The sequence below is a fragment of the Streptomyces sp. NPDC003042 genome (assembly GCF_053591315.1).
In genome coordinates this window covers 83,034-108,923 of the sequence record NZ_JBSFTP010000009.1, presented here as the reverse complement: position 1 = coordinate 108,923, position 25,890 = coordinate 83,034, and the positions used below count along the sequence as shown (strand labels likewise).

General features: G+C 74.0%; 20 protein-coding genes and 1 tRNA gene. 12 read left to right on the top strand and 9 right to left on the bottom strand.

Annotated features, from left to right (window positions below):
- Positions 1-5: 5 nt before the first annotated feature.
- From ACWDYJ_RS07880 to ACWDYJ_RS07840, 9 genes are all read left to right on the top strand, one after another.
- Positions 6-1,271 carry a family 4 glycosyl hydrolase gene (locus ACWDYJ_RS07880; protein WP_451564603.1) on the top strand — a complete coding sequence of 422 codons (1,266 nt, stop codon included), beginning with the start codon at positions 6-8 and terminating at the stop codon, positions 1,269-1,271.
- A complete protein-coding gene (locus ACWDYJ_RS07875) occupies positions 1,262-2,278 on the top strand; it encodes an N-acetylglucosamine kinase (RefSeq protein ID WP_451564602.1) in 1,017 nt (338 codons plus the stop codon). The genes ACWDYJ_RS07880 and ACWDYJ_RS07875 overlap by 10 nt, the downstream gene beginning before the upstream one ends.
- A gap of 248 nt (positions 2,279-2,526) precedes the next feature.
- Positions 2,527-3,945 carry a hypothetical protein gene (locus ACWDYJ_RS07870; protein ID WP_451564601.1) on the top strand — a complete coding sequence of 473 codons (1,419 nt, stop codon included), beginning with the start codon at positions 2,527-2,529 and terminating at the stop codon, positions 3,943-3,945.
- A 125-nt stretch (positions 3,946-4,070) separates the two neighbouring features.
- Positions 4,071-5,006, top strand: coding sequence for a glutamate ABC transporter substrate-binding protein (locus ACWDYJ_RS07865; RefSeq protein ID WP_451564646.1), 936 nt, complete (start codon positions 4,071-4,073; stop codon positions 5,004-5,006).
- A gap of 4 nt (positions 5,007-5,010) precedes the next feature.
- Positions 5,011-6,372: a hypothetical protein gene (locus tag ACWDYJ_RS07860; protein WP_451564600.1), complete on the top strand. Its 1,362-nt coding sequence runs from the start codon at positions 5,011-5,013 to the stop codon at positions 6,370-6,372.
- Positions 6,369-9,149 carry a tetratricopeptide repeat protein gene (locus ACWDYJ_RS07855; protein ID WP_451564599.1) on the top strand — a complete coding sequence of 927 codons (2,781 nt, stop codon included), beginning with the start codon at positions 6,369-6,371 and terminating at the stop codon, positions 9,147-9,149. Before ACWDYJ_RS07860 ends, ACWDYJ_RS07855 begins: the two co-directional genes overlap by 4 nt.
- A 3-nt stretch (positions 9,150-9,152) precedes the next feature.
- Positions 9,153-10,658, top strand: coding sequence for a protein phosphatase 2C domain-containing protein (locus tag ACWDYJ_RS07850; RefSeq protein WP_451564598.1), 1,506 nt, complete (start codon positions 9,153-9,155; stop codon positions 10,656-10,658).
- Between the two features lie 35 nt (positions 10,659-10,693).
- Positions 10,694-12,022, top strand: a complete 1,329-nt coding sequence (locus ACWDYJ_RS07845) for a VWA domain-containing protein (RefSeq protein WP_451564597.1) — start codon at positions 10,694-10,696, stop codon at positions 12,020-12,022.
- Between the two features lie 16 nt (positions 12,023-12,038).
- The gene (locus ACWDYJ_RS07840) at positions 12,039-13,040 is read left to right on the top strand and encodes an FHA domain-containing protein (RefSeq protein WP_451564596.1); all 1,002 of its coding nucleotides are present in this window, start codon (positions 12,039-12,041) and stop codon (positions 13,038-13,040) included.
- On the opposite strand, the gene ACWDYJ_RS07835 is transcribed toward ACWDYJ_RS07840, so the two are convergent.
- Positions 13,021-14,106: a methyltransferase domain-containing protein gene (locus tag ACWDYJ_RS07835; RefSeq protein ID WP_451564595.1), complete on the bottom strand. Its 1,086-nt coding sequence runs from the start codon at positions 14,104-14,106 to the stop codon at positions 13,021-13,023. The genes ACWDYJ_RS07840 and ACWDYJ_RS07835 overlap by 20 nt on opposite strands.
- A 100-nt stretch (positions 14,107-14,206) precedes the next feature.
- Here ACWDYJ_RS07835 and ACWDYJ_RS07830 point away from each other — a divergent pair, with 100 nt between their 5' ends.
- Positions 14,207-14,611: a globin gene (locus ACWDYJ_RS07830; protein WP_451564594.1), complete on the top strand. Its 405-nt coding sequence runs from the start codon at positions 14,207-14,209 to the stop codon at positions 14,609-14,611.
- 27 nt (positions 14,612-14,638) lie between these two features.
- Here the strand turns inward: ACWDYJ_RS07830 and ACWDYJ_RS07825 are convergent, their stop codons facing one another.
- Genes ACWDYJ_RS07825 through ettA form a run of 3 tightly spaced genes read right to left on the bottom strand, consistent with a single transcriptional unit; the run spans position 14,639 to position 17,495 of the window.
- On the bottom strand, positions 14,639-15,361 hold the full coding sequence (locus ACWDYJ_RS07825; protein WP_451564593.1) for a hypothetical protein: 723 nt from the start codon (positions 15,359-15,361) through the stop codon (positions 14,639-14,641).
- On the bottom strand, positions 15,358-15,825 hold the full coding sequence (locus tag ACWDYJ_RS07820) for an acyl-CoA thioesterase (RefSeq protein WP_451564592.1): 468 nt from the start codon (positions 15,823-15,825) through the stop codon (positions 15,358-15,360). Before ACWDYJ_RS07820 ends, ACWDYJ_RS07825 begins: the two co-directional genes overlap by 4 nt.
- Before the next feature lie 5 nt (positions 15,826-15,830).
- On the bottom strand, positions 15,831-17,495 hold the full coding sequence (gene ettA, locus ACWDYJ_RS07815) for an energy-dependent translational throttle protein EttA (RefSeq protein WP_451564591.1): 1,665 nt from the start codon (positions 17,493-17,495) through the stop codon (positions 15,831-15,833).
- A gap of 134 nt (positions 17,496-17,629) precedes the next feature.
- On the opposite strand from ettA, the gene ACWDYJ_RS07810 reads away from it, so the two are divergent.
- Positions 17,630-18,205 (top strand): hypothetical protein, encoded by a 576-nt coding sequence (locus ACWDYJ_RS07810; protein ID WP_451564590.1) that lies wholly within the window; start codon positions 17,630-17,632, stop codon positions 18,203-18,205.
- Between the two features lie 3 nt (positions 18,206-18,208).
- Here ACWDYJ_RS07810 and ACWDYJ_RS07805 read toward each other — a convergent pair whose 3' ends face one another.
- The 5 genes from ACWDYJ_RS07805 to ACWDYJ_RS07785 all read right to left on the bottom strand — a co-directional run bounded on the left by ACWDYJ_RS07805 (position 18,209) and on the right by ACWDYJ_RS07785 (position 25,446).
- Positions 18,209-19,729: a phosphatase PAP2 family protein gene (locus ACWDYJ_RS07805; RefSeq protein ID WP_451564589.1), complete on the bottom strand. Its 1,521-nt coding sequence runs from the start codon at positions 19,727-19,729 to the stop codon at positions 18,209-18,211.
- A 116-nt stretch (positions 19,730-19,845) separates the two neighbouring features.
- On the bottom strand, positions 19,846-21,051 hold the full coding sequence (locus ACWDYJ_RS07800; protein ID WP_451564588.1) for a TQXA domain-containing protein: 1,206 nt from the start codon (positions 21,049-21,051) through the stop codon (positions 19,846-19,848).
- A 371-nt stretch (positions 21,052-21,422) separates the two neighbouring features.
- Positions 21,423-21,830: a single-stranded DNA-binding protein gene (locus tag ACWDYJ_RS07795; RefSeq protein WP_451564587.1), complete on the bottom strand. Its 408-nt coding sequence runs from the start codon at positions 21,828-21,830 to the stop codon at positions 21,423-21,425.
- Between the two features lie 102 nt (positions 21,831-21,932).
- On the bottom strand, positions 21,933-23,828 hold the full coding sequence (locus ACWDYJ_RS07790; RefSeq protein ID WP_451564586.1) for a GTPase: 1,896 nt from the start codon (positions 23,826-23,828) through the stop codon (positions 21,933-21,935).
- A gap of 4 nt (positions 23,829-23,832) precedes the next feature.
- The gene (locus ACWDYJ_RS07785; RefSeq protein WP_451564585.1) at positions 23,833-25,446 is read right to left on the bottom strand and encodes a dynamin family protein; all 1,614 of its coding nucleotides are present in this window, start codon (positions 25,444-25,446) and stop codon (positions 23,833-23,835) included.
- A gap of 332 nt (positions 25,447-25,778) precedes the next feature.
- Between ACWDYJ_RS07785 and ACWDYJ_RS07780 the strand changes: the two genes are divergently transcribed.
- Positions 25,779-25,851 (top strand) — tRNA-Arg (locus ACWDYJ_RS07780).
- Positions 25,852-25,890: the final 39 nt, after the last annotated feature.

The following is a 25,890-nucleotide window of genomic DNA, read 5'->3' as shown; positions in this document are numbered from 1 at the left end:
CGACGATGAAACTCGCAGTGGTGGGCGGCGGTTCCACCTACACCCCTGAGCTGATCGACGGCTTCGCGCGGCTGCGCGACACCCTGCCGGTCAGTGAGCTGGTGCTGATCGACCCCGCCACCGAGCGGCTGGAGCTGATCGGCGCCCTGGCCCGGCGGATCTTCGCGCGGCAGGGGCACCCGGGGCTGGTCACCACCACCTCCGACCTGGACGCGGGGGTGGCCGGCGCCGACGCCGTGCTGCTCCAGCTGCGCATCGGCGGGCAGGCGGCCCGGCTCCGGGACGAGACCTGGCCGCTGGAGTGCGGCTGCGTCGGGCAGGAGACCACCGGTGCGGGCGGGCTGGCGAAGGCGCTGCGCACGGTTCCGGTGGTCCTGGACATCGCCGAGCGGGTCCGGCGGGCCAACCCCGACGCCTGGATCATCGACTTCACCAACCCCGTGGGCATCGTCACCCGGGCGCTGCTCCAGGCCGGGCACAAGGCGGTCGGGCTGTGCAACGTCGCCATCGGCTTCCAACGGAAGTTCGCGGCGCTGCTGGACGTCGCGCCCGCGGAGATCCACCTCGACCACGTCGGGCTCAACCACCTGACGTGGGAGACGGGCGTGCGCCTCGGCGGACCGCGGGGCACCGACGTCCTGCCGCGGCTGCTGGCCGGCCACGCGGAGGCGATCGCCGCCGACCTGCACCTGCCGCGCGCGGTGCTGGACCGGCTCGGCGTGGTGCCCTCGTACTACCTGCGCTACTTCTACGCCCACGACGAGGTGGTCCGGGAGCTCGGGACCAAACCCTCGCGGGCCGCCGAGGTCGCCGCGATGGAGCGGGAGCTGCTCGCCCTGTACGGGGATCCCGCGCTCGACGAGAAGCCCGCGCTGCTGGCCCGGCGGGGCGGGGCCTTCTACTCGGAGGCGGCCGTGGACCTGGCGGCGGCCCTGCTGGGCGACGGCGGGGGCGCCGTGCAGGTGGTCAACACCCGCAACGACGGCACCCTGCCGTTCCTCGCGGACGACGCGGTCATCGAGGTCCAGGCGCGGGTCGACGGCGCCGGACCCGTACCGCTGCCCGTCCCCCCGGTGGCCCCGCTCTACGCCGGGCTGATGGCGCACGTGACGGCGTACGAGGACCTCGCGCTGGACGCGGCGCTGCGCGGCGGGCGCGAGCGGGTGTTCAAGGCGCTGCTCGCCCACCCGCTGGTCGGACAGTTCGATCTGGCCGAGGGGCTGACCGACCGGCTCCTCGCGCACAACAAGGAGCACCTGGCATGGGCCTGAACCGGGCTGCGGTCCTGGCCGTCGACGCCGGCAACAGCAAGACGGACGTGGCCCTGATCGGCGCCGACGGCTCGGTGCTCGCAGCCGGCCGCTCCGGGGGTTTCCAGCCGCCCCGGGTCGGCGTCGAGGCGGCCGTGGACGTGCTCGAGCAGGCCGTGGCGGAGGCCGTCGAGGCGGCCGGGCTGCCGGCGCTGCGGCCCGGTGCGCCGTACGCCGACCACGTCTCGGCCTGTCTGGCCAACGCGGACCTCCCGGTCGAGGAACGCCGGCTCGCCGAAGCGGTCGGCGCACGGGGCTGGGGTGCGGCGACCGACGTGCGCAACGACACCTTCGCGATCCTGCGGGCGGGGGTGGACGAGGCCGTGGGCGGGGCGGGCGGCGGGCCGCGCGGCGTCGCGGTGGTCTGCGGGGCCGGGATCAACTGCGTCGGCATGCTGCCCGACGGGCGCACCACCCGCTTCCCGGCACTCGGAACGATCTCCGGCGACTGGGGCGGCGGGGGCGGCCTGGCGGAGGAGGCGCTGTGGTGGGCGGCGCGGGCGGAGGACGGGCGCGGCGGTCCCACGGAGCTGGCGGCCGCCGTGCCGGGGCACTTCGGGCTGGACTCGATGGCGGAGCTGATCGAGGCACTGCACCTGGGCTCGCTCCCCCGGCGGCGCGTCCACGAGCTGGCCCCGGTGCTGTTCGCGGTGGCGGCGGCGGGTGATCCGGTGGCCACGGCGATCGTGGAGCGGCAGGCGGACGAGGTGGTGTCACTGGCCTCGGTGGCGCTGGGGCGGCTGGGCCTGCTGGAGGAGGAGGCGCCCGTACTGCTGGGCGGCAGCGTCCTCGCGGCCCGGCATCCGCAGCTGAACGACCGGATCGAGGCCGGGCTGGCCGAACGCGCCCCGCGGGCCCGCGTGTCGGTGGTCGTGGCGCCACCGGTGCTGGGCGCCGGTCTGCTGGGGCTGGACGCGCTGGGGGCGCCGGCCGAAGCCCGTACGAAACTCCGTACCCATTTCGGTTGAACCTGCCCCGACAAGCGGCAGATCTGGAACCGTGGCGGGCGCCCGGACGTATTGACGGTGAAGGGGCGACGGGGGCGACCGCAGGGGGACCGGCGGCGGGCTCGGGGACAGGCTCGAGAGCGCGCTCGGGGGGCGTGTTCAGGGGCGTGCTCGGGGGCGGATCTCCCAAGATCGGGCACCAGGTGCTGTGGGCAGCCGTCGCTACGGCCATACTGCTGCGGAGCAGAGCGACCGAGGGGGAGGTCACGGTGGCGATCACAACACGTACGCCCGCGCCCAGGGGCGGTGCCTCCGCGCCTGCCGCCGGGCGGGCCGATCCGGGCGAGGGGCTGGCCGCGCCGCCGCCCGGGCGGAGCACCGCCTGGGCCGAGGGCGTGGAGCGGCTGCGCGCCGCGGCGACGACCGAACCGGGACGGCTGCGGATCATCGGAGCCGTACTCGCCGCCCTGGTCCTGCTGTTCGGCGCGGTGACGGTCTGGGAGATCTCCGGCCGGACCACCGCCGCTGACGACGTGGTGGGACGCAGCCAGCCGCTGAGCGCCGACGCGGCGAGCATCTACCGTTCGCTCGCGGACGCCGACACGGCCTCCTCCAGCGGTTTCCTCGCGGGCGCGCAGGAACCTCGCGAGGTCCGCGGGCGCTACGAGAAGGACATCGCGAACGCCTCCCGCCTGCTGGTCAACGCCGCGGCCAACACCGGCGCCGGCGGGGAGTCCCGCAAGGAGATAGCGCTGCTCGGTGAGCAGCTTCCCCGCTACACCGGCCTCATCGAACAGGCCCGCGCGACGAACCGGCAGGGCCTGCCGCTCGGCGGCGCGTACCTGCGGTACGCCAACGAGCAGATGAGCACGGTGCTGCTGCCCGCCGCCCAGCGGCTCTACGAGGCGGAGACGGGCCGGCTCTACACGGACTACGACGAGGCGCGGTCCTGGCCGCTGGCCTCGACGGGCGCCGGCGTACTCGCCCTCGGCGCCCTGGTGTGGGCCCAGCGGCGCAACTACCTGCGCACGAACCGCGTGTTCAACCACGGCCTGCTGGCCGCCACGGCCGCCTCGGTGGTGGTCCTGCTGTGGCTGACCGTCGGGCAGACGGTCGCGCGGTCGGGACTCAGCGAGGCCCGCGCGGACGGGCAGGAGTCGCTGAAGGTGCTGAACGACGCGCGGATCGCCTCCCTCCAGGCGCGCGCCAACGAGAACCTGACGCTGATCGCGCGGGGCGCCGTACTCGCCGAGGACAACAAGTCCGACAAGTACGACGTGGACTACGAGAAGAACATGAAACAGCTGGACGCGGGGCTGGCGACCGCGCTGTGGCTGGCCGACGACGCCAAGGGCCGGGAGCCGGTCACGAAGGCCGCCGCCGGTGTGACGCAGTGGAAGCAGCGGCACGCGGCGGCCCGGGAGTCCGACATGAAGGGCGACTACGAGCTCGCCCTGCCCCAGGTCATCGGGGACAAGGACCACAAGGACAGCAGCGGGGCCTCGTTCGACACGGTGGACGCCTCCCTGGAGCAGGCGGTGGCCCATGAGCAGAAGGAGTTCACCCAGGCGGCCCGTGGCGGGCTCGGCGCGCTGGGCGGGCTGGTGACGGGCTCGGCCGTGCTGGCGCTCCTCGGCGCGGCGGCGGCGCTCCTCGGCATCGGCCGCCGGCTTTCGGAGTACAGGTGACATCGATGCGGATACAGCGGACAGGACGGACACAGGGCGAGGGATCCGGGACCTCCGGGGCCCGCGCGGTGGCACGGGTGCGGCGGGCGGCCGGGCGGCTGCGCGGCTGGGGCGGGGTGAGCGCGATGGCCGCCGCCTGCGCGGTGACGGCAGCGGCCGTGCTGCCGCTGGCCCAGGCGGCGCCCGACGCCGGCCGGCCTCCCGCGAGCGTGCGCGTGCCCGCCTCGATGGCGGCGGCGCCGGCGGCCCCGGCCGACACCTGCCCGGACCCGGAGGCGAGCCTGCGCCCCTCCGGCCTGGACGGCCCGACGATCGAGCGGATCCGCAAGGCGGGCAAGCTCGTGGCGGGCGTGGACCAGAACAGCTTCAAATGGGGCTACCGCAATCCGGACGGCCACCTCGACGGCTTCGACATCGACCTGGTCAAGGCCATCGCCAAGGACATCCTGGGCAACGAGGACCTGGTCATCTACCGGGCGATCCCCACCAGCCAGCGCGTTCCGGCGCTCCAGGAGGGCCGCGTCGACATCGTCGTGCGGACGATGACGGTCAACTGCAAGCGGCTGGAGGACGTCGCGTTCTCCACGGCCTACTTCGAGGCCGGGCAGCAGGTGCTGGCCCCCAAGGGCTCGCCCATCACCGGCTACGACGCCTCGCTGAACGGCCGCCGGATCTGCACGGCCGCCGGTTCCACGGCGGAGGCGGCGCTGAAGTCCCAGTCGTTCGGCTCGGTACCGGTCTCGGTGGCGAACCAGCTGGACTGCCTGGTGCGGCTCCAGCTCGGCGAGGTGGACGGGATCATCACGGACAACGCGCTGGCCGCCGGCCAGGCCGCGCAGGACCCGTCGGTCCAGCTGGTCGGCGCGCCGTTCACCCGCGAGTTCTACGGGGTGGCGATGAACAAGGACGCCTCCGACCTGGTGCGCCGCGTGAACAAGGTGCTGGAGAACTACCGCGCGGGCGGCGAGAGCAGCCCGTGGCTGACGGCCTACAAGAAGCACTTCGAGAACGTGCTGCCCAAGGCGGCCGCGCCGCCCGCGCCCAAGTACCGGGACGGATGAGGCCATGGCCGATGCGAAACCGTACGTGAGCCCTCCGGGGGCGGGGCCGGCCGTGATGGACCGGGACGAGGTCGACCGCGCGCTCGCGCGGCTGGCCGCGGAACACGAGGCCGTCGAGACCTCGCTGCTCGCGCTCCAGGACCATGCCGGTCGCCGGCTCCTGGAGGGCGCCGCGCTGACCGGGGTCACCAAGGAGCGCTGGGCCGCCGCCGACGCGTCGATCACCCGGCTGTGGACGTACTTCGACGCCTACACCGGGGCGCTGGCCGCCGCCCGGAAGATCCGCGAGCGGCGCCGCTGGCCGAGCGTCACGGACCTGGCAGAGCTCACGGAGCGGCTGCGCGGGCCCGGCGTGCTGATCGCCGGGGCCGGGGTCGGGGGCGCCGCGCTGACGGAGCGGTTCTCGCTGGCCGAGCTGGTGGCCCGGATGAACCAGCTGTACGCGAGCTCCCTGGACGTGGTGGTCGCCGCCGACTCGGTGTGGTCGGCGCTGCCCGCGCGGATCGACCTGCTCGGCGCCGAGCTGCACCGGACCCGTTCGCTGGCGCACTCGGTGGGGGTCCGGCCGGGCGAGCACCCGTCCGGGGACGACCTGGAGGCGATCACCGCCGAGCTGGCGGAGCTGCGGGAGCAGGTCATCGCCGACCCGCTGGCCTTCTGGTCGGCGGTGGCGGGGAGTTCCGCCCCGGGTGGCGGCCGACCGGACACCGGCCGCTACGACCGGGCCGCACGCGCGCTGGACGACGTACGGCGGGAGGTCGAGGCGGTCCTGACCGTAAGGCAGGACGCAGAGCAGCGGCTGATCAGCCTGCGGGACCTGCTGTCGCGGGCCGACCGGACCCTGGCGGAGGCGCGGACGGCGCGCGGTGAGGTGCTGGCGAAGATCGCCGCGTCGGAGGTGCCGGCGGTCAGCGGACCGCCGACGGCCCTGCAGGAACAGCTTGCGGCGGCTGCCGAGTACCGCAGGCAGTCGCAGTGGCACCGGCTGTCCCCGCTGCTGGATTCCCTGGAGGAGCGGGCCGAGGAGGAACTGCGGCGGGCCCGCGAATCGTTGACCGCGGTGACGGCGCCCCTGGCGGTACGGGCGGAGCTGCGCGGCCGGCTGGACGCGTACAAGGCGAAGGTGGCCCGGCACGGCATGGCGGAGGATCCGCTGCTGATCGAGCGGTACGACGTGGCCCGGCGGATGCTGTGGAGCGCGCCGTGCGACCTGCGGGCCGCCGGACAGGCGGTCCTTCGCTACCAGCAGGCGGCGGCCGAGGCGCTGGCTCCGCCGCAGCCCGCCCATCCCCCGTCGACACCACCGCCCGAGAGACACCCGCTGGACCAGTACCGGCCCGACGGGCTGGGGAAGGAGGACGCATGAGCCTGATCGAAACGCCGTGCGTTCGCCCCGGGTGTCCGGGGACGTACGAGGACATGGGCGGCGGCGAGCTGTACTGCGACACCTGCGGGCTGGCGCCGGTCGGCGCGATCGCGGCGGGCGCCGGGGAGCTGGTGTCGCCGCCGACGGGGATGACGAGCGCGGCCCGGCACGGTGACTCCCGGGGCTCCATGGGGTCACAGGGTTCCGGGCGGTCCTCGGCCTCGGCGCGCTCGTCACGCTCCTCCCGCTCCTCCTCCTCGCGCCGCTCGGTGTCCGGCCGGCTGTCGCGCGCCCTGTCGGGCGCCGCGTCCACCCGCTCGGTGTCGGTGCGCAGTTCGGGTTCGGCGGCCTCCTCCTCGGGGCGCGGCCGGCTGGGTGCCGGGCTGGTCAACGTGCCGGAGGTGCCCCGTCCGGATCCTGCGGCGGCGGTGCTGGAGAATCCGGAGGTGCCGGAGCGAAAGCGGTTCTGCTCGCGCTCGGACTGCGGGGCGCCGGTGGGCCGGGCGCGGGGCGAGCGGCCGGGCCGGACGGAGGGGTTCTGCACGAAGTGCGGGCACCCGTACTCCTTCGTGCCCAAGCTGCGCGCCGGCGATGTGGTGCACGGCCAGTACGAGGTGGCGGGCTGTCTCGCGCACGGCGGCCTCGGCTGGGTCTACCTGGCGGTGGACCGGGCGGTCTCGGACCGGTGGGTGGTGCTCAAGGGCCTGCTGGACACCGGGGACCAGGACGCGATGGAGGCGGCGATCTCCGAGCGGCGCTTCCTGGCGGAGATCGAGCACTCCAACATCGTGCGGATCTACAACTTCGTGGAGCACCTGGACCAGCGGACGGGTTCGCTGGACGGGTACATCGTCATGGAGTACGTCGGCGGCAAGTCCCTGAAGGAGATCGCGAACGAGCGGCGTCGGCCGGACGGCAGGCGGGATCCGCTGCCCGTGGAGCAGGCGTGCGCGTACGGGATCGAGGCGCTGGAGGCCCTCGGTCACCTGCACAGCAGGAACCTCCTGTACTGCGACTTCAAGGTCGACAACGCCATCCAGCAGCAGGACCAGCTGAAGCTGATCGACATGGGCGCGGTCCGGCGGATGGACGACGAGGAGTCGGCCATCTACGGAACGGTGGGCTACCAGGCGCCCGAGGTGGCGGAGGTGGGCCCGTCGGTGGCCTCGGACCTCTACACGGTGGCACGGACGCTGGCGGTCCTGACCTTCGACTTCCAGGGCTACACGAACGTGTTCGTGGACTCGCTGCCGGATCCGGAGCACATCGAGGTGTTCGGGCGGTACGAGTCCTTCTACCGGCTGCTGGTACGGGCGACCGATCCGGATCCGGGGCGGCGGTTCGCGTCCGCGCAGGAGATGGCCGACCAGCTGACCGGTGTGCTGCGGGAGGTGGTCGCGCTGCAGACGGGGCGGCCGAGACCACAGCTGTCGACGCTGTTCGGGCCGGAATTGCGGGTTCCGGACACCGAGTTGTACGCCGACACGCCGGGAGCGGAGGTGTCCCGGCTCGGGGCGCGGACCGTCTCCCGGCGGGGCGGGCTGCTCGGAGCGCGCGCCCGCGCCGGTTCACCGGCCGTGGCCGCGACCGCGCCCGGAGGCGCACCCGTATCCGCGTCGCGGGGCGGACCGGTGTCCGCCGGTCCCGCGACCGGGTCACCGGCCGTTGCCGGACCTGGGCCTTGGCCTCCGTCGTCCCGGGGCGCCGGGGGCGCCGGGGTGTCCGGACTCGGGTCCACCGCCACGCATGTGGCCGGTGCGCCGGTGCCCGGCCCGCGGGCGGCTCCGGCTGCCGCGGCCGGGCCCGCGCCGACCCCCGTGGCCCCGCCCCCGGCGGTGTCGGCGGCGGCCGGCCTGGCGCGGCTCGACGCACGCGGCACGGCCCTCGCCCTGCCGGTGCCGCTGGTGGACCCGTCCGACCCCAACGCCGGTTTCCTGGCCGGACTCCTCGCCTCCGCACCCGCCGACCTGCTGGGCGCCCTGGGTTCCGCACCGGCCGACTCCGCCGAACTGCGGCTGCGGGAACTGCGCGCCCGGCTGGAGCTGGGTGAACTGGCCGTGGCCGGCGAGGCCCTGGCCGACCTGGAAGCCCTGCATCCGGACGACTGGCGGGTGGTGTGGGCCCGTGGGATCGCCTCGCTGGCCGCCGGGGACAACGAGACGGCGGCGTTGTCCTTCGACGCCATCTACGACGCCTTCCCCGGCGAGCCCGCGCCGAAGCTGGCGCTGGGGCTGTGCGCGGAGGTCCTCGGACAGCTGGACAACGCCGCCGAGTACTACCGGCTCGTCTGGATCACCGACCCCGGTTTCGTGAGCGCGGCCTTCGGGCTGGCCCGCGTGCAACTGGCCGCCGGTGACCGGGCGGGCGCCGTGCGCACGCTGGAGTCCGTACCGGAGGCCTCGATCCACTACACCGCCGCACGGGTGGCGGCCGTACGGGCACGCCTGCGCGACCGGTCCCCGCAGGAGGCCCTGCTGGGCGACCTGGCGGCGGCTTCCGACCAGGTGGAGGCGCTACGGCGGTTCGGCCTGGACCCGCAGCGGCGGGAGCGGCTGGCGACCGAGGTTCTGGGCTCGGCCCTGGACTGGGTACTGTCGGGTAGCCGGGGTGCCGACCCCGGCCGGACCTCGTTGCTCGGCAGTCAACTGGACGAGCGGGGGCTGCGCTTCGGCCTGGAGCGCTCGTACCGCGTCCTCGCTCGGCTGGCACAGCGGGGCGAGGAGAGGATCGAACTGGTGGAGCGGGCAAACCGTTTCCGTCCCCGGACGTGGGTGTGATTGATGTCGATGCATCGGCTGTCGGGCTGCCCCAGCTGCGCGGAACCCCTGGAGGAGGGTGACCGTTTCTGCGGTGTGTGCGGGTACGCCCTCTCCTTCCCGCCCCCGCCGCCGGGCGGGGCCCCGGCGGCGGCTCCGGCCCCTGCCCCGGCTTCGGCTTCGGCTTCGGGTGCCGAGCCCGCGCCCGGCTGGGGAAGTGTGTCCGAAGCCGCTCCGACCCTGGTCGGCGAGGTGTCCGGCTGGTCCGGCACCCCGGCGGAGCCCAGCCCCGGCGTCCCCTGGGGTCCGGCCGAGCACGAAGCCGCGTACGGCCGGGCGGCCCGCTGCGACCACCCGGGCGGAACCGGGCCCGAGCCCGCCGACCCCCACCCCGAGCACGAGCCGGCCGCGCACGAGCCCGCCGAGCACGCGCCGGCCGAGCACGAAGCCCCGTACGGCGCCGCCCCGCAGGTCCCGGCCGCCACCGACGCCGGCGGGCGGACCTGCGTCGCCTGCCGCGCCGGGCACGTGGACCCCGACGGGTACTGCGAGCACTGCGGCCACGCCCAGCCCCATGAACGGGACCACCTGGAGGAGGAGCTCGGCAGCGTCGCCGCCGTCAGCGACCGCGGCCTGCGCCACCACCGCAACGAGGACTCCTTCGCGGTGGCCGCGACCGCCCTGCCCGACGGCTCCGCCGCCACCGTCGCCATCGTCTGCGACGGCGTCTCCTCCGCGAGCCGCCCCGACGAGGCATCGGCCGCCGCCGCCGGCGCCGCCAACGAGGCGCTGCTCGACGCCCTGCCCCGCGGCGCCCACCCCACGGAAGCCATGCACGAGGCGATCCTCGCGGCGGCCGCCGCCGTGAGCGCCCTCGCCCCGGAGACCCCCGGCGCCCAGAACGCCCCGGCCTGCACCCTGGTCGGCGCTGTCGTCAGCGGCGGCGTCCTGACCATCGGCTGGGTCGGCGACAGCCGCGCGTACTGGGTCCCCGACGACCGTGCCGCGCTTCCCCGCCGCCTCACCGAGGACGACTCGTGGGCTGCCCAGATGGTCGCGGCGGGGCTGATGGGCGAGGCCGAGGCCTACGCCGACGTCCGGGCCCACGCCATCACCGGCTGGCTCGGCGCCGACGCGTACGACCTCGAACCGCACACCGCCAGCTACAAGCCGGACCATCCCGGCGTGGTCGTCGTCTGCACCGACGGCCTGTGGAACTACGCGGAGTCCGCGCGGGACCTGGCCCAGGTCCTGCCCGCGGACGCCGCCGTACGGCCCCTGCACAGTGCGCAGGTCCTGGTGGGGCACGCCCTCGACGGGGGCGGGCACGACAACGTCACCGTCGCCATCGTGCCGTTCGCCGCGGAAGCCGATCCGGGCGGCCATGCCGTCTCCGGCCCGCACGCCGAGACGACGCCGCGACCGGAAGCCCCCACCGAAGCACCGGTGCGACCCCGAGCGGAAGCACAAGCGGAGGCACGGGCAGCGGTGGAATCCGCTGCCGAAGCCGCACCGCGCCCCCAGGCCTGACCCGCCTGTCCCAGCCACCCCGAGGAGCCCCATCGATGGCGAACTTCGCCAAGCCGAGCGCCCCGCGCTTCAGCGTGGAGGTGTACCAGAACGAGTTCCTTCCCCAGGGCGGGCAGGACGTGCACGCCATCGTGACGGTCACCTCCACCGGCGGCGCCACCGCCACGACCGCCCGCGCCCTCGGTCAGGACGCGGCCGTGGTGGTCATGGTCGACTGTTCCGGTTCCATGGAGTACCCGCCGGACAAGATGCGCGGCGCACGCGAGGCCACCGCCGCCGCGATCGACACCCTGCGAGACGGCACCGCCTTCGCCGTGATCGCCGGCACCCACGTGGCCAAGGAGGTCTACCCGGGGCAGGGTCGCCTCGCCACCGCCGACCCGGCCACCCGCGCCCGGGCCAAGGAGGCCCTGCGGGCCTTGAGTTCCGGCGGCGGCACCGCCATCGGCACGTGGCTGCGGCTCGCCGACGGCCTGCTGCGCCAGTCTTCCGCCACCATCCGGCACGGCATCCTGCTGACCGACGGCCGCAACGAGCACGAGGACCCGGCCGTCCTGCGCGCCACCCTCGACTCCTGCGCCGGCCGCTTCACCTGCGACGCCCGCGGAGTGGGCACCGACTGGGAGGTGAAGGAGGTGACCGCCATCGCGAGCGCCCTGCTCGGCTCCGCCGACATCGTCGCCGACCCGGCCCACCTCGCCGGGGACTTCACGCGCATGATGGAGAACGTCATGGGCAAGGAGGTCGCGGACGTCGCCCTGCGCCTGTGGACCCCGGTCGGGGTGGAGATCCAGTACGTCAAGCAGGTCGCGCCCACCGTCCAGGACCTCACCGGACGCCGCAGCGAGGCCGGTCCGCGCGCCGGGGACTACCCGACCGGCTCGTGGGGCGACGAGTCCCGCGAGTACCACGTGTGCGTACGGGTGCCCGCCGGCGCGTCCGTCGGTCAGGAGATGCTGGCAGCCCGGGCGACGCTCGTCCTGCCGGGGGCGCCGGGTGAGACGCCGGCCCCGCTCGCGCAGGGGCTGGTCCGGGCGGTGTGGACGGACGACCTGGCCGCCTCGACCGCCATCAGCCCGCAGGTGGCGCACTACACCGGTCAGGCGGAACTCGCGCAGGCTATCCAGCAGGGGCTCGAAGCGCGCAAGATGGGCGATGTCGACGGCGCCACGGCCAAGTTGGGCCGTGCCGTGCAGTTGGCGAGCGCCTCCGGGAACGCCGACACCGCCAAACTGCTCGCGAAGGTGGTGGATGTCGTGGACGCGGTGGCGGGTACTGTGCGGCTGAAAGCCAGGGTCGCCGATGCCGACGAGATGACCCTTGAAACGCGTTCGACGCAGACCGTCCGAGTGAAGAAGACCTGATAGGAAGCCTGCCGCGATGACGCAGGGAGAAGGGGGAAGCGCCGCGATGCCGACCTGCCCGAACGGGCACCAGTCCGCCTCCGACGACTGGTGCGAGGTCTGCGGCCACCGCATGGCTGCCCCTACGGGCACCCCCGCGGCGCCCTCCTACGGCTACCCTCCCACGGCCGGTGAGCCGACCGCCCAGGCCGAGCTCTGCCCGCAGTGCCGGACCCCGCGCGAGGCCATGGCGCCCTTCTGCGAGGAGTGCCGGTACAACTTCCTCACCCGCACGGGGACCTCGTACGCGCCGCTCGCCCCGGACGCGGGCACGGGCGCCGCACCCACCGAGCCGCCGCCCCCGCCGCCGCCGGCTCCGGTCCAGCCGGTCTTCTCCCAGGACCACTTCGAGTACCAGGGCTCGCGCCCGTCCCGGGTCAACCGGGCCGCCGAGCCGCTCCAGCGCGAGGACGACTGGCTGCTGCCGCCCCCCTCGCACGAGCCGCCCCCGCAGCCGGTGCACCAGGAGTTCCAGCAGCCGCACTACCAGCAGCAGCCGCCTCCGCCGCCGGCACCGCCGGAGTACCAGCAGCCTCAGCAGCCCCAGCAGCCCTTCCCGTCCCAGCACGGCAACGTCTCCTGGACCGCGACGATCGGCCCCGACCGCTCGTACTTCATGGCGATGATGCAGCGCAGCGGCCCCGAGGCGGCCGGGCTCAACCTGCCCGCGTACTCCCCCGAGCAGCACCTCCCGCTCTCCGGCGGCCAGATCACCATCGGCCGCCGCCGCGCCTCGACGGGCGAGTCCCCGGACATCGACCTGTCGGTGCCCCCGGAGGACCCGGGCGTCTCCCACCAGCACGCGGTGCTCGTCCAGCAGCCCGACCTCAGCTGGGCGGTGGTCGACCAGAACTCCACCAACGGCACCACCATCAACGGCGGCGAGGAACCGATCCAGCCCTACGTCCCCGTCCCCCTCGCCGACGGCGACCGGGTGCACGTGGGCGCCTGGACCACGATCACCGTCCGCCTCGGCTAGGCCGTCCCGGGCCTGACTCCGCCTGCTGCGACTCCCCCAGCGGCCATACGTAGGGGCCCTGGGGGTCGTCGAGCCAGGACCACTGGCCCTCCGCCGTGACCGTGACCCCGAACCGCTCGCGCGACGGCCGGCCCTCGCGGCGCCACAGGTCCAGCGCCTCGCGGGGGTGCAGGGCGCCCGCGGTCAGGATCAGCAGGAACTGGAAGCGCTCGTTCTCGATCAGCTCGTACGGGACCCCGTGCGGAGGACCGCCCGTCCCGGCCGGCGCCGGCGCCGCCGCCGTGGCTCCGCGCAGGGGGACGAAGTAGGCCGGGGTGTGCAGGAAGCGGCCCTCCGCGAAGTCGGCGTCCTCGACCGTGAGCGCGAGCAGCCCGGTCGACAGCGGCGCCAGGATCCTGGCCCCCGGCCGGCACTGGCCGAGCCAGGCGTGCGGGATCAGCGGCAGCGCGCAGGTGACCAGGATCCGGTCGAAGGGGGCGCGGGAGGGGCAGCCGCGCGCCCCGTCCCCGGTGATCACCGTCGGCCGGTAGCCGAGCTGGGCCAGATGGGACCGCGCCGACTCGGTGATCTCCTCGTCCAGGTCCACCGTGGTGACCAGTTCCTCGCCGAGCCGGTGGCAGAGCAGGGCGGCGTTGTAGCCCGTGCCGGTGCCGATCTCCAGCACGTTGTCACCGTCGCGCACCTCCAGCGCGTCCAGCATCTTCGCCATCAGGGAGGGCTGGCTGCTGGAGGAGACCAGCTCGCCGTCCCGCACCCGGGTCGCGAGCGGGGTGTCCCGGTACACGCCGCGCAGCCAGCGGGCCCGCCGCTCCGGGTCCGGGTCCTCGGCCCACAGCCGCTCGTACCCGGCGCCGCGGCCGGTCCAGAAGTACGGTACGAACACGTGCCGGGGCACGGCCGCGAAGGCCGCCCGCCAGGCCGGGTCCTCCAGCACGCCGGCCGCGGTCAGCTCCCGCACCTGGGCGGCGTGCGCGGTCTCCCTCAGATCCCGCTGCTCCTCGCCCGGGGAGGTGTCTGTTGCCCTGCCGTCCCTGGCGCCCCTGCCGCCCGTGCCGCCCGTGCCCATGTCTCCACTGTGCTGCGCGCGGCCTTCGCCTGCTACCGCTCGTGCGGAAGGAGGGCCTAGGACCGGGGTCCTCGGTCCGGGCGTCTGAGACGATGGTCAGGTGAATGACGATCCGCAGAACACGGCTCAGGAGCAGACCTTCTTCGAGCAGGTGGGCGGCGAGGACACCTTCCGCCGTCTGGTCCACCGCTTCTACCAGGGGGTCGCCGAGGACCCGGTGCTGCGCCCGATGTACCCGGAGGGAGACCTCGGCCCCGCCGAGGAGCGGTTCGCGCTGTTCCTGATGCAGTACTGGGGCGGGCCGACGACGTACAGCGAGAACCGCGGCCACCCGCGCCTGCGGATGCGGCACGCGCCGTTCCAGGTGGACGCGGCCGCGCACGACGCGTGGCTGAAGCACATGCGGGTCGCGGTGGACGAGCTGGGGCTGTCACCGGAGCACGAGGCGCAGCTGTGGCGGTACCTGACGTACGCGGCCGCCTCGATGATCAACACGGCCGGGTAGACCGGGCGGCGGGCACGCCGGACGGGCTCAGACCGGCCGTACCTGGAGGGCGCCCAGCCCGCCCGTGACCCCGGGCCGCCGCATGGCGACCGACCCGTACGGGGTGCTCAGCCGCAGCCACCCCCCGGAGGCGAACAACGCCACCGGGGCCGGAGCGCCGGGCGGCGCGGACGCCGCGGCGGGCACGGTGGAACGTATCGGCCGCAGGAAGCCGAGGGACTGCGCGGCGTGCACGGCGCGCAGCGGGAGTTCGGTGTCGCCGAGGGTGCGCGACCAGATCTCCCGGCCGATGCGGTCCCGCTCGGAGCGGGTGCGGTGCTGCGCGGGCAGGGCCTCGTCCCTGGTGCGGAACTCGGCGACGGCGGCGGCCACGCAGGCCCGCATCGCCTCGGGGCCCGGCAGGCCGGGCACCGGCTGCCAGCCGCCGCGGGGCGGCAGTACGCCGGTCCAGGGCGGACCGGTGACCGGTCGGGGTACGAGGGTCCCGGCGGCGCTCTCGTCGACCGCCTCCAGCAGCTCGCCGGCGGACACGGTCACGTCGAGCGGCGCCCGGAGGGGCTCGGCGAGGCGGACCGTACGGACGGCCAGCACGTCGAAGGACGGCGGCCGGCCGAAGACGGCGAGCGCGCCGCCGCCCGCCCGCGCCTGGAGGCGGACGGCGGCGGCGCGGTCGTAGTGCACCAGCCGGCCCAGGAAGGCGGCGAGGTCCGCGGCCTCCCCGGAGTCGGCGAAGCGCAGCTGTTCGTTCATGCCGCGAGGCGCCCTTCCGAGCGCTTGCGGCGGTCCTGCGGCTCGTCGAGGTACTTCTCCAGGAAGTGCCTCTCCTCGGCCGTGATGCGGCGGGGCCGCCCCTCGGCGAGGTTGAAGGGCACGACCACGGTCGAGGCGCGCACGTAGACCTTCTCGGGCGCGTCCTCGGTCGCCTCGTCCTTGACCTCGTAGCCGATGGTCAGGGACGCGGCGCCTATCCGGGTCACCCAGGACTCGATGAGGACCGGCTCGTGACGGTGCACGAGGGGCAGCTTGTAGTCGATCTCGTGGCGGGCCACGACGGACCCGCCCGTGAAGGACGCGCTGCCCTCCCCCGGCGCCAGCCGGAACATGAAGTCGATCCTCGCTTCCTCCAGGTAGCGGAGGAACACCACGTTGTTGACGTGGCCGAAGGAGTCCATGTCCGACCAGCGCAGGGGGCACCGGTAGATGTGTCTGGCCATGCTGGTCAGCCTCGGGTGAGCTTCTTGTACGTGGCGCGGTGGGGACGGGTCGCGTCCGCACCCAGGCGCTCGATCTTGTTCTTCTCGTACGACTCGAAGTTGCCCTCGAACCAGTACCACTTGGACTCGCCCTCGTACGCCAGGATGTGCGTGGCGACGCGGTCGAGGAACCAGCGGTCGTGGGAGATGACCACGGCCGCGCCGGGGAACTCCAGCAGCGCGTTCTCGAGCGAGGACAGGGTCTCGACGTCGAGGTCGTTGGTGGGCTCGTCGAGGAGCAGCAGGTTGCCGCCCTCCTTGAGCGTCAGCGCCAGGTTGAGGCGGTTGCGCTCACCACCGGAGAGGACACCGGCCGGCTTCTGCTGGTCCGGGCCCTTGAAGCCGAAGGCGCTGACGTACGCGCGGGACGGCATCTCGACCTGGCCGACGTTGATGTAGTCCAGCTCGTCCGACACGACCGCCCAGAGGGTCTTCTTGGGGTCGATGTTGGCGCGGCTCTGGTCGACGTAGCTGATCTTGACCGTGTCGCCGACCTTGATGGCGCCGGAGTCCGGCTCCTCCAGGCCCTGGATCATCTTGAAGAGCGTGGTCTTGCCGGCGCCGTTCGGGCCGATGATGCCCACGATGCCGTTGCGCGGGAGGGTGAAGGACAGGTCGTCGATCAGCACCTTGTCGCCGAAGGCCTTGGAGAGGTTGTTGACCTCGACGACGATGGAACCGAGGCGCGGGCCCGGCGGGATCTGGATCTCCTCGAAGTCCAGCTTCCGCATCTTGTCCGCCTCGGCCGCCATCTCCTCGTAGCGGGCGAGACGGGCCTTGGACTTGGTCTGACGCCCCTTGGCGTTGGACCGCACCCACTCCAGCTCTTCCTTGAGCCGCTTCTGGCGCTTCTCGTCCTTGCGTCCCTCGACCTTGAGGCGGGTGGCCTTCTTCTCCAGGTACGTGGAGTAGTTGCCCTCGTAGGCGATGGCGCGGCCGCGGTCGAGCTCGAGGATCCACTCGGCGACGTTGTTCAGGAAGTACCGGTCGTGGGTGACGGCGATGACGCAGCCCGCGTACTTCGAGAGGTGCTGCTCCAGCCAGTTCACCGACTCGGCGTCGAGGTGGTTGGTGGGCTCGTCGAGGAGGAGCAGGTCCGGGGCCTCGATCAGCAGCTTGCAGAGCGCCACGCGGCGCTTCTCGCCACCGGAGAGGTTGGTGACCGGCCAGTCGCCGGGCGGGCAGCCCAGGGCGTCCATGGCCTGCTCCAGCTGGGCGTCGAGGTCCCAGGCGTTGGAGTGGTCCAGGTCCTCCTGGAGCTTGCCCATCTCGTCGAGAAGCGCGTCCGAGTAGTCGGTCGCCATCAGCTCGGCGACCTCGTTGAAGCGGTGCAGCTTCTTCATGGTCTCGGCGGCGCCGTCCTGGACGTTCTCCAGGACGGTCTTCGACTCGTCGAGCTTGGGCTCCTGCATGAGGATGCCGACGGTGTACCCCGGCGAGATGTACGCCTCACCGTTGGACGGCTGCTCCAGGCCCGCCATGATCTTCAGAACGGTGGACTTACCGGCGCCGTTCGGGCCGACCACACCGATCTTCGCGCCGGGCAGGAAGTTCAGGGTGACGTCATCAAGAATCACCTTGTCGCCGTGCGCCTTGCGCGTCTTGCGCATGGTGTAGATGAACTCAGCCAAGAGAAACCGTCCGGCAAATCGAGTGTGGGCAGATACACCCCATCTTGCCTGACGTCCACCCCACGGGGGAAACGCGTTCGGTCCCGGCCCCCTGACCTGGGGTGCCAGGGGGCCCTTGATCTTCTGGAGGCACCGTGGGCAACGCCCTGATCGCGCTGGCCGCCGCGATAGTCGGCGTGACCGGCACCCTGCTGGCGCCGGTCCTGTCCCAGCGCCTGCTCGCACGCGTCCAGGCGGAGCAGTTCGACCGCCAGCAGCGGACGACGCACGCGCAGTGGCTGCGCGAGCGGGAAGTGGCGGAGCAGGACCGGCGGCGGGACTGCTACATGACGGCCAACGCGGCGTACCGGCGCTATCGCGTCCAGCTCATGAACTTCCTGTGGCTCGTGCACAAGGGCGGGGTCACGCCGGAAGCGCGGCAGGAGATGGAAGCCGCCCGGCACGCCCACCACGCCGCCTTCGCCGAGGCCCAGATGATCGCCTCCGCCCCGGTGCTGGACGAGCTGGACGCCATGACCGGTGCCCTCTCGGAGACGTACCGGCGCACGATGCGGCTGGAGGAGGGCAGCCCGGAGCCGGACGGATCCTTCGAGGAGATCCACGCCGAGCTCCAGCGGCTGTGGGGGCGCGGGGACGGCCTGCGCGGGGTGATGCGCACCGACCTGGGGGTGGACGGGGGCCCGGGCGGGCCGCCCGCGATCCACCCCTGACGGTCAGCGGGGGCGGGGGCGGTAGACGGTGAGGGCGTCCGGCAGTGCTTCGAGGACGAAGGAGCCGGTGGCCTGGGCGTACTCCCCGTCGTAGGCGAAGGGCGTGCCGTCCGGGAGGCCCGCCACGCGCAGGCTGCGCAGCCGGGTCGCCACGTGGACCGGAGATCGGCTCAGCGGTCCGGCGAGGGCGGCGGCGAGCAGGCGGGGGCCGGGGCGGCCGCCGCCGAGGACGAGCCGTACGTCGAGCAGGCCCTCACCGATGCTGTCGCGGCGGTGGGGGGTGGGGCCGGTCCCCCCGTAGGTACCGTTCCCGGCGAAGAGCAGCCACACGCTGCGGGGCTGCCCGGCCAGGCGCAGCGGTACGGGCCGCTCGGCGCGCAGGACCCGCCACGCGGCGTACAGCGCGGCCGGGGTGCTGCCGACCCGCGGTGCCCAGCGCAGCCGGTGCCGCAGCACGTCGGGATAGGCACCGATGCTGAAGTTGTTCAGGAAGTACCCCGCCTCCGCCTCGCCCCGCGCCGGGGTGGCGCCCGGGACGGCAGCTGGTTGCGGGGCCGGGGTGAAGCGGCCGACGCCGACGCGGACCGCGTGGCCGACGGCAACGGCCCGGCAGGTGTCCGCCGCCCCGGTGAGGCCGAGGTCGAGCGCGAAATGGTTCAGGGTGCCCCCGGCGAACACCGCCAGCGGCAGCCCGGCCCGCAGCGCGGCGGTGGCTGCGGCGTTGACCGTGCCGTCTCCTCCGCACACTCCGAGCACACGGGCCCGGGCCGCCGCCGCGGCCAGCTCGGCCGCCAGCTCGCTCCCCCCGCACTCGACGATCTCAGCCCTCGGCAGCCGCTCCCGCAGTACGTCGAGCACCGTGCCCGCGGCCTGCCCCGAGGCGGTGTTCACCACCACCGTCAGCCCGGCCCCGTCCGGCAGCGCGGGCACCCGGGCGGCCGGACGTTCGTCACCCGGCCCGGCCCGCGCGTCCTCCACGTCCCGCGCGAGCCGCCGTACGGCGAACCCCGCCGCCACCCCGAGCGCCGCGCCCGCCATCACGTCGGACGGATAGTGCACCCCCGTGTACACCCGGGAGAACGCCACCGACGCGGCCACGGGAGCCAGCGCGGCTCCCCACCCCGGGGACTCCAGCGCCAGTCCGGCGGTGAAGGCGAAGGCCGAGGCCGAGTGCCCGGACGGGAACGAGGTGGTCGTCGGCTGCGTGGCGAGCTGCCGCACCACGGGCACCCCTTCGAGCAACGGCCGGGGCCTGCGCACGGACCACTTGCCGACGGTGTTGATGGTCGCGGAGGCCAGTGCGAGCGAGGCGGCCCCGCGCAGCGCGGCCCGGCGGGCCCGCGGCGAGCCGAGGACCGCGATCGCGACCGCGGTCCCGCCCCACAGCACTCCGTGGTTGGCGGCCCGCCCGAGGCGGGGCAGCACCCGGTCGGCGCCGGGCCAGTGCCGCCGCGCCACCACGTCGAACAGCTTGCGGTCCCACCGCGCGACCGCACCCCGCCAGGTCAGTTCGTGTTCAGCCATTTCCTGCCCCTACCCCGGGACACGGATCTGGAATCGACACCTCCGGCGCTTCACCCCTCCCCGGGGTTGTCCTGCCGGTCAGCCCGCGCTCGCGCCGCCCGCACCGCGCCCGGTCCCTACGCCTTCCGCTCCTCCCCCTCCCCATTGAACTCACCGAACTCACTGCCCTCACCGTCGAGCGGCCGCTTGCGCAGCAGCAGGACCACCATGCCGCCCAGCACCACCAGCCCCACCGCCAGCGAGGCGATCACGGGGGTGGCGGCGGAGCTGCCGCTGGAGGCCAGCCGCTCCTCCTCCGGGGTTTCCGGCGCGGCCTCGGCGGTGTCGGCCGACACCAGCGCCTCGGCCGCACCGCCCATCGCGTTCACGGTGCCCGCCGGGGCCGCCGACGGCTCCGGCCAGACCGCCGTGGCTCCGGCGACGGCCGCCGACTCGCTGGACCCGGCCACGATCTGCGCCTCGGCCGGGATCCCGCTGGTGAAGACCCGCCCGACCGGCACCTTGGTGGAGCCCTGGACGGTGATCGAGGCCCTCCCGTCCGGCGTGCCCGGGGGCACCTCGAAGTACAGCCGGCTGCCGTTGGCCGCCGAGTCGACCGGCCGCCCTTCCGCGTCCACCACCCGCACGCCCATGGCCACGGCCGCCGCGTCCGGGACGACGGTCACGCTCTGCGCTCCCGTCCGTACGGTGACCGGACCGATCCGGCTGCCGACCGGCCCCGCGACGGGCCCGGACACCTGGCCGGGGTCGAGCCCCAGCGACGCCGGCGGTTCCGGCAGGCGGCCCGCCTCCCGCTGGAGGTAGTCGGCCAGCAGCTCCGCCTCCGGGTCCGCGGCCTCCACCTGTGCCCCGTCCGACAGCCGCCAGATCGCCACCTGGGTACCGGCCGCCGCGCTCTCGGCGGTCAGCGAACCGGCTCCGGCCGCCTCGGCGAGCCCGGCCAGATCGTTGAGCTGCGGATAGGAGTGCTCCAGGACCCAGCGGATGCGGCCGGCTTCGGTGTTCCCGCCGAGGGGGCTGCCGCTCCACCCGCTCTCGGTGTACCGGACCTGGGGCTGCGAGTAGCCCGCCACCCCGACCCCGTACGTCTGGAGCATGCCCCCGCCGTCGACCCGCATCTCGTAGAGCCCGGCCGGGATCTGCCGGACCGACCCGTCCCCGGTGCGCAGGACCGCCTGCCCGTACGTCTTCAGCCCGTCGAGCACGGCGCTCGCGCCCTCGGCCGTCCGTCCGGCCGCCGGGTCGGAGTCCGCCGCCGCCCGGGCCCCCGGCGCGGCGGTGAGGGCCGCGGCCAGGAGGGCCACCGCCAGCGGTCGCCGCACGGAGCCCCGTACCGCCCCCGAGGCGGCAGAGGCGGCAGGGGGGAGGGGAACCGGAACCAGAACAGGAACAGGAACCGCGACAGCGGGCGGAGCAGTAAGCGGAACCACCGGGCCCGCCGATCTGCCGGAGGAGCCGGCGGGGGGTGGCCCGGCGGCCGGCCCGGCGCCGGGCGCGCCGGATGCGGACGCGGACGAAGCTCCCGGCGGGGCCGCGACGGAAGCGATGGAAGCTGAGAGCGCGGCGGATGCGGCGGGTTCAAAGGACGTGGAGGTTGCGGAGGATGCGGGAACAGCGATCGACACAGTCTTCCCCTTCGGGCCAAAGACCCAGGTGCCCGTGAGTACCGGGGAATCCTAACCGCCTCGAACACTCAGACCACCGCCGCCTTCTGAGTGGCCATCAGCGGGGTGTCCGTCTTGACGACCCGCCGGAAGGCCGCCGTCCCCCGGTTCAGATCGTGCCCGGCGGCGACCGCGTCGATTTCGGCCGAGAACCACCGGACGCCCTCACCGTCGGGTGGATCCTCCCTGACGCGCAGCCTCCCGTGCACGACGAGCGGCTCCCCCACCGAGACGGAACTGGCCAGATTCACCGCCAGCGTCCGCTTCGCCCACACCGTGTAGAAGCTGGTCGTCCCGTCCGTCCAGGCCGCCGACCGCCGGTCGAAGTACCGTGGCTGCACCGCGAAGCGGAACCTCGCCGACGGACCGGTCGGCGTCTCCCTGAAGTCGATCTGGGTCGCCACGTGCCCCACCAGCGTCACCATCGTGTCGTTCATCCCGGCTGCCCTCCCGCGTCCCGTATCCGTACCCGTGTGGATCATCCGCACGAGGTACGACCATGCTGACCCGGGCCGCCGCTCTCCGCTCGGGCCTGTGGATTACTGGCGGGTTGTGGACAACTTCGCCACCGCCGCGTACTGCTCACGCACCTCCCGGTAGCGCAGCAGCTCCGCCGCCACCGGCTCCAGGACCCGGGCCCGCCCGCATCCCGCCGCCGCCTGCCGCAGCCGCCGCTCCGCGTCCTGCCCGTAGCGCCGGGCCGGGCCGCGTGCCGCGATCGAGCAGGCCCACTCCACCAGCGGCCCGCCGATGATGCCCGCCACCATGAACAGCACCGGCGGCATCAGCTTCGGCTCCAGGACCCCGATGATCTGCCCGACCAGCCACAGCCCGCCGAAGATCTGCACCAAGGTCATGGCCGCCTGCGCCAGCACCGCCGCGGGCCACCACGCCGGCCGCGGCGGCTTGGTGGTGGGCCCGGCGACGGCCGGGCCGAGGGTGACGGCCAGCTCGTCCAGCGCCTCCGGCAGCCGGTCGGCGCCGCGCACCGCGGTCTCCCGTACGGCCTGCGCCCAGGGGTCGGGCAGCCCGATGACCGCCTCGTCCGCGACCGTCCGTACGGCCTGCTCCACCCGCTGCCGGGCGGTCACCTCCTCCTCGACCGGCGCCTCGGCGGCCACCGCCGGGGAACGTCCGATCGCTGCCAGGGCGGCCAGCCCCGACAGTGAGCGCGGGGCGCGCCGGCTCTCGTACCACCGCCACAACCGCAGCCACGGCGTGCCGCAGGCCTTACCGGCGTTGCGCCGCCAGGCACGCTCGGCCGCGAGGCCGGCCGCGTACGCCCCGACCGCCTCCGCGAGCCGGTCCTCGAACTCGGCGCGCGCCACCTCCCCGATCTCGGGCCCCGCGTGCCCGTCGGCGACGTAGAGCGGCCGCAGGCGTACGGCGGCCCGGTCGACGTCGGCGGAGATCCGCCGGTTCGCGGCACCCTTCTCCTGGGTGAACTGTCCGAGCAGCTCGCGCAGTTCCCCGACGCCCTCACCCGTCAGAGCGGACAATCCGAGCACGGTGGCCCCGGGCTCACCGTGCTCGCCGAGCGCGATCCCGTCGTCGTCCAACAGCCGGCGCAGGTCGTCCAGTACGAGATCGGCGGCCTCGCCGGGCAGCCGGTCCACCTGGTTCAGTACGACGAACGTCACCTCCGCGTGCCCGGCCAGCGGGCGCAAGTACCGCTCGTGCAGGACGGCGTCGGCGTACTTCTCCGGATCCACGACCCACACCACCGCGTCGACCAGTGCCAGCACCCGGTCCACGTGGTCCCGGTGCGCGACGACCGCCGAATCCAGGTCGGGCAGGTCCACGAGGACCATCCCGCGCAACGCCTCGGCCTCCGAGGTCTCGCGGGGCCGGCGCCGCAGCCGCCCGGGGATCTCCAGCCGGTCCAGCAGTCCGGCGGCCCCGTCCGACCAACTGCACGCGATGGGCGCGGCGGTGGTCGGGCGGCGCAGGCCGGTCTCGGAGATCTGCACTCCGGCGAGTGAATTGAAGAGCGTGGACTTGCCGCTTCCGGTGGCTCCGGCGATGGCGACGACCGTGTGCTGCGAGGACAGTCCGCGGCGCGCCGCGGCCTCGTCCAGTACCCGGCCGGCCTCGGCCAGGGTCTTGCCGTCGAGACGGGTGCGCGACAGTCCGACCAGTTGGCGCAGCGCTTCGAGGCGCGTGCGCAGGGCCCGCGCCTCGGGGCTGAGCGGGGGCGCGGGGGCCTTGCCGCCGCCGTTCGCGGCGCCGGAGACGGCCCGTACGAGCGCCTCGTCGCCCTCGTCGCGCTCCGCGTCCCGTTCCTCGTCGCGGTCCTCTTCGCCGAGGTCGCCTTCGAGGTCGCCGCCGCCCGGACCTCCCTGTCCTGCCTTGCCGTTCGTCCGGTGGCGCGAGCGTGCGATGAATCCGTCGTCCCAGCGGTCCTCGGTGCGGTCGCGGTCGGTCAGGGCGGTCACCGCGTCACCTCTCCTTCTGCAGTACGGACAGCGCGGCAATCAGCTCGGCCTGTGGTTCCGGGGTCACTTCGAGGGCTTCCAGGGGGGCGAGCCGGCGGTCCCGTTCGGCGCGCAGCACCTGGTCGAGGTGTTCGCCGACCAGCTCCCCGCCCCGGTCGCGCAGGCGTACGGCGGCCTGTACGCCGATCCGCTCGGCCAGCTTCTCCCCCGCCGGGCGGGCCCGCTTGCCGCCCAGGAGGGCGGCGACGAGGAGGGCCGCGACGCCGTCGGCGTCGGGCGCGGGCTGCTTGTCGAGCCCGGCGACCTCCTCCTCGGCGAGTTCCTCCAGCACGCGCCGCCAGCGGCGTACGGCCATGCCGATGCGGTCCCCCGCTTCCCGGTCGGGCGCCGGCAGCGGCACGGCCCCGGCGGCCGGCTCGCGCCGCCAGGCGTCGGCGATGCGCTCGTCCGCCGCGGCGACGGCGCACTGGAGCAGCGCGGTGAGCGATTCGGCGAGGGAGTCCAGCAGTTCGTCGGCGCTGGTGTCGAGGGGGTAGCCGCGCCACCGGGTCAGGGCGTCCCCGGCGAGGACGGCGCCGCGGTCGAGGCGGTTGCGGACGCGCTTGCCCTCCCGCCGGTACGCGTCCTCGACGGCCGAGGTCAGCCGTACGGAGGCGGCGTACTGCGCGGCGACGGCGGAGGCCAGTTCCGGCATCCGCCGTCCGAGGGAGTCGAGCGCGCCGAGCGCGGTCCGCCCGACGGCGTACTGGCGGGCGGCCGGATCCTGGGCGTGATGGGTGAGCCAGGCGAGCAGCGGCGCGACGGCACTGGCCGGCAGCAGCCCGCCCCCGCCGGCCGACTCGGGCAGTTCCGGCACCGTGAACCGCGGTACGTCGCCCAGCCCAGCCCTGGTCAGCAGTGCCCCGTACTGCCGCGAGACGTCGGCGAGCACCTGGTGCGGGACCCGGTCGAGGACGGTGACCAGGGTGGCGTTGTACTGCTTGGCGGTGCGCAACAGATGCCAGGGGACTGCGTCGGCGTACCGCGAGGCGGTGGTGACCATGACCCAGACGTCGGCGGCGCAGATGAGCTCGGCGGCGAGCGTCCGGTTCTCGACCACGAGGGAGTCGATGTCGGGGGCGTCGAGAATGGCGAGTCCGCGCGGGAGGGTGGAGATGGTCTCGATCCGCAGCTCGCGGGTCGCGACGCGGTGGTTCTTGCCCCGGGGGGCGTTCTTCTTCGGTGTCGCGAGGACCTCCTCCTCCCCCTGCGGCACCCAGACGCGCATCAGGTCGGGCAGGATGCGCATCCCGGCGAACCAGTGATGATCATCCGGATGGCAGACAAGCACCGGTGTGCGCGTCGTGGGACGCAGCACTCCGGCTTCGCTGACCTGTCGGCCGACGAGGGAATTGACGAGGGTGGACTTACCGGCCCCGGTGGACCCGCCGACGACGGCGAGCAGCGGCGCCTCGGGCGCCTTCAGCCGGGGTACGAGGTAGTCGTCGAGCTGCGCGAGCAGCTCGGCTCTGGTCTGGCGCGCCCGCGGGGCGCCGGGCAGGGGCAGCGGCAGACGCACGGACGCGACCCGGTCGCGCAGGGCGGACAGGGCATCGAGCAGCTGAGGCCGAACATCCAAGGTCACCACATGCGAAGAATGCCCAATTTAAGCCCATTTTTGAAGCTTATACGCCCTCTGCGCGCCGAGCGCTACTCCAGAGGGACATCCTGGACACGACGGACGAGTGGGACGCAGGCATAACGAGTGCACAACACCCAGGCCGCCGCGGCGCAAAAGCGGTGCGCGAATCGCACCTGCCTGCGATTATCGGGACCGCTTCACCGAACCTCCACATCGTGGCACGCGAGGGAAGCAACCGGGACAAGGCCACCGGAGCCCTATCCTTGACCCGGCACGGACCGCAGCCCCACCCCCACCCCGGGGCTCCAGGCCACCACGGCCACCTTCCGGCCCCCGTAGCTCAGTGGATAGAGCAGGTGCCTTCTAAGCACTTGGCCGCAGGTTCGAGTCCTGCCGGGGGCACTTTACGTCGTACAGCACCGGACCCTCCTTCGGGAGGGT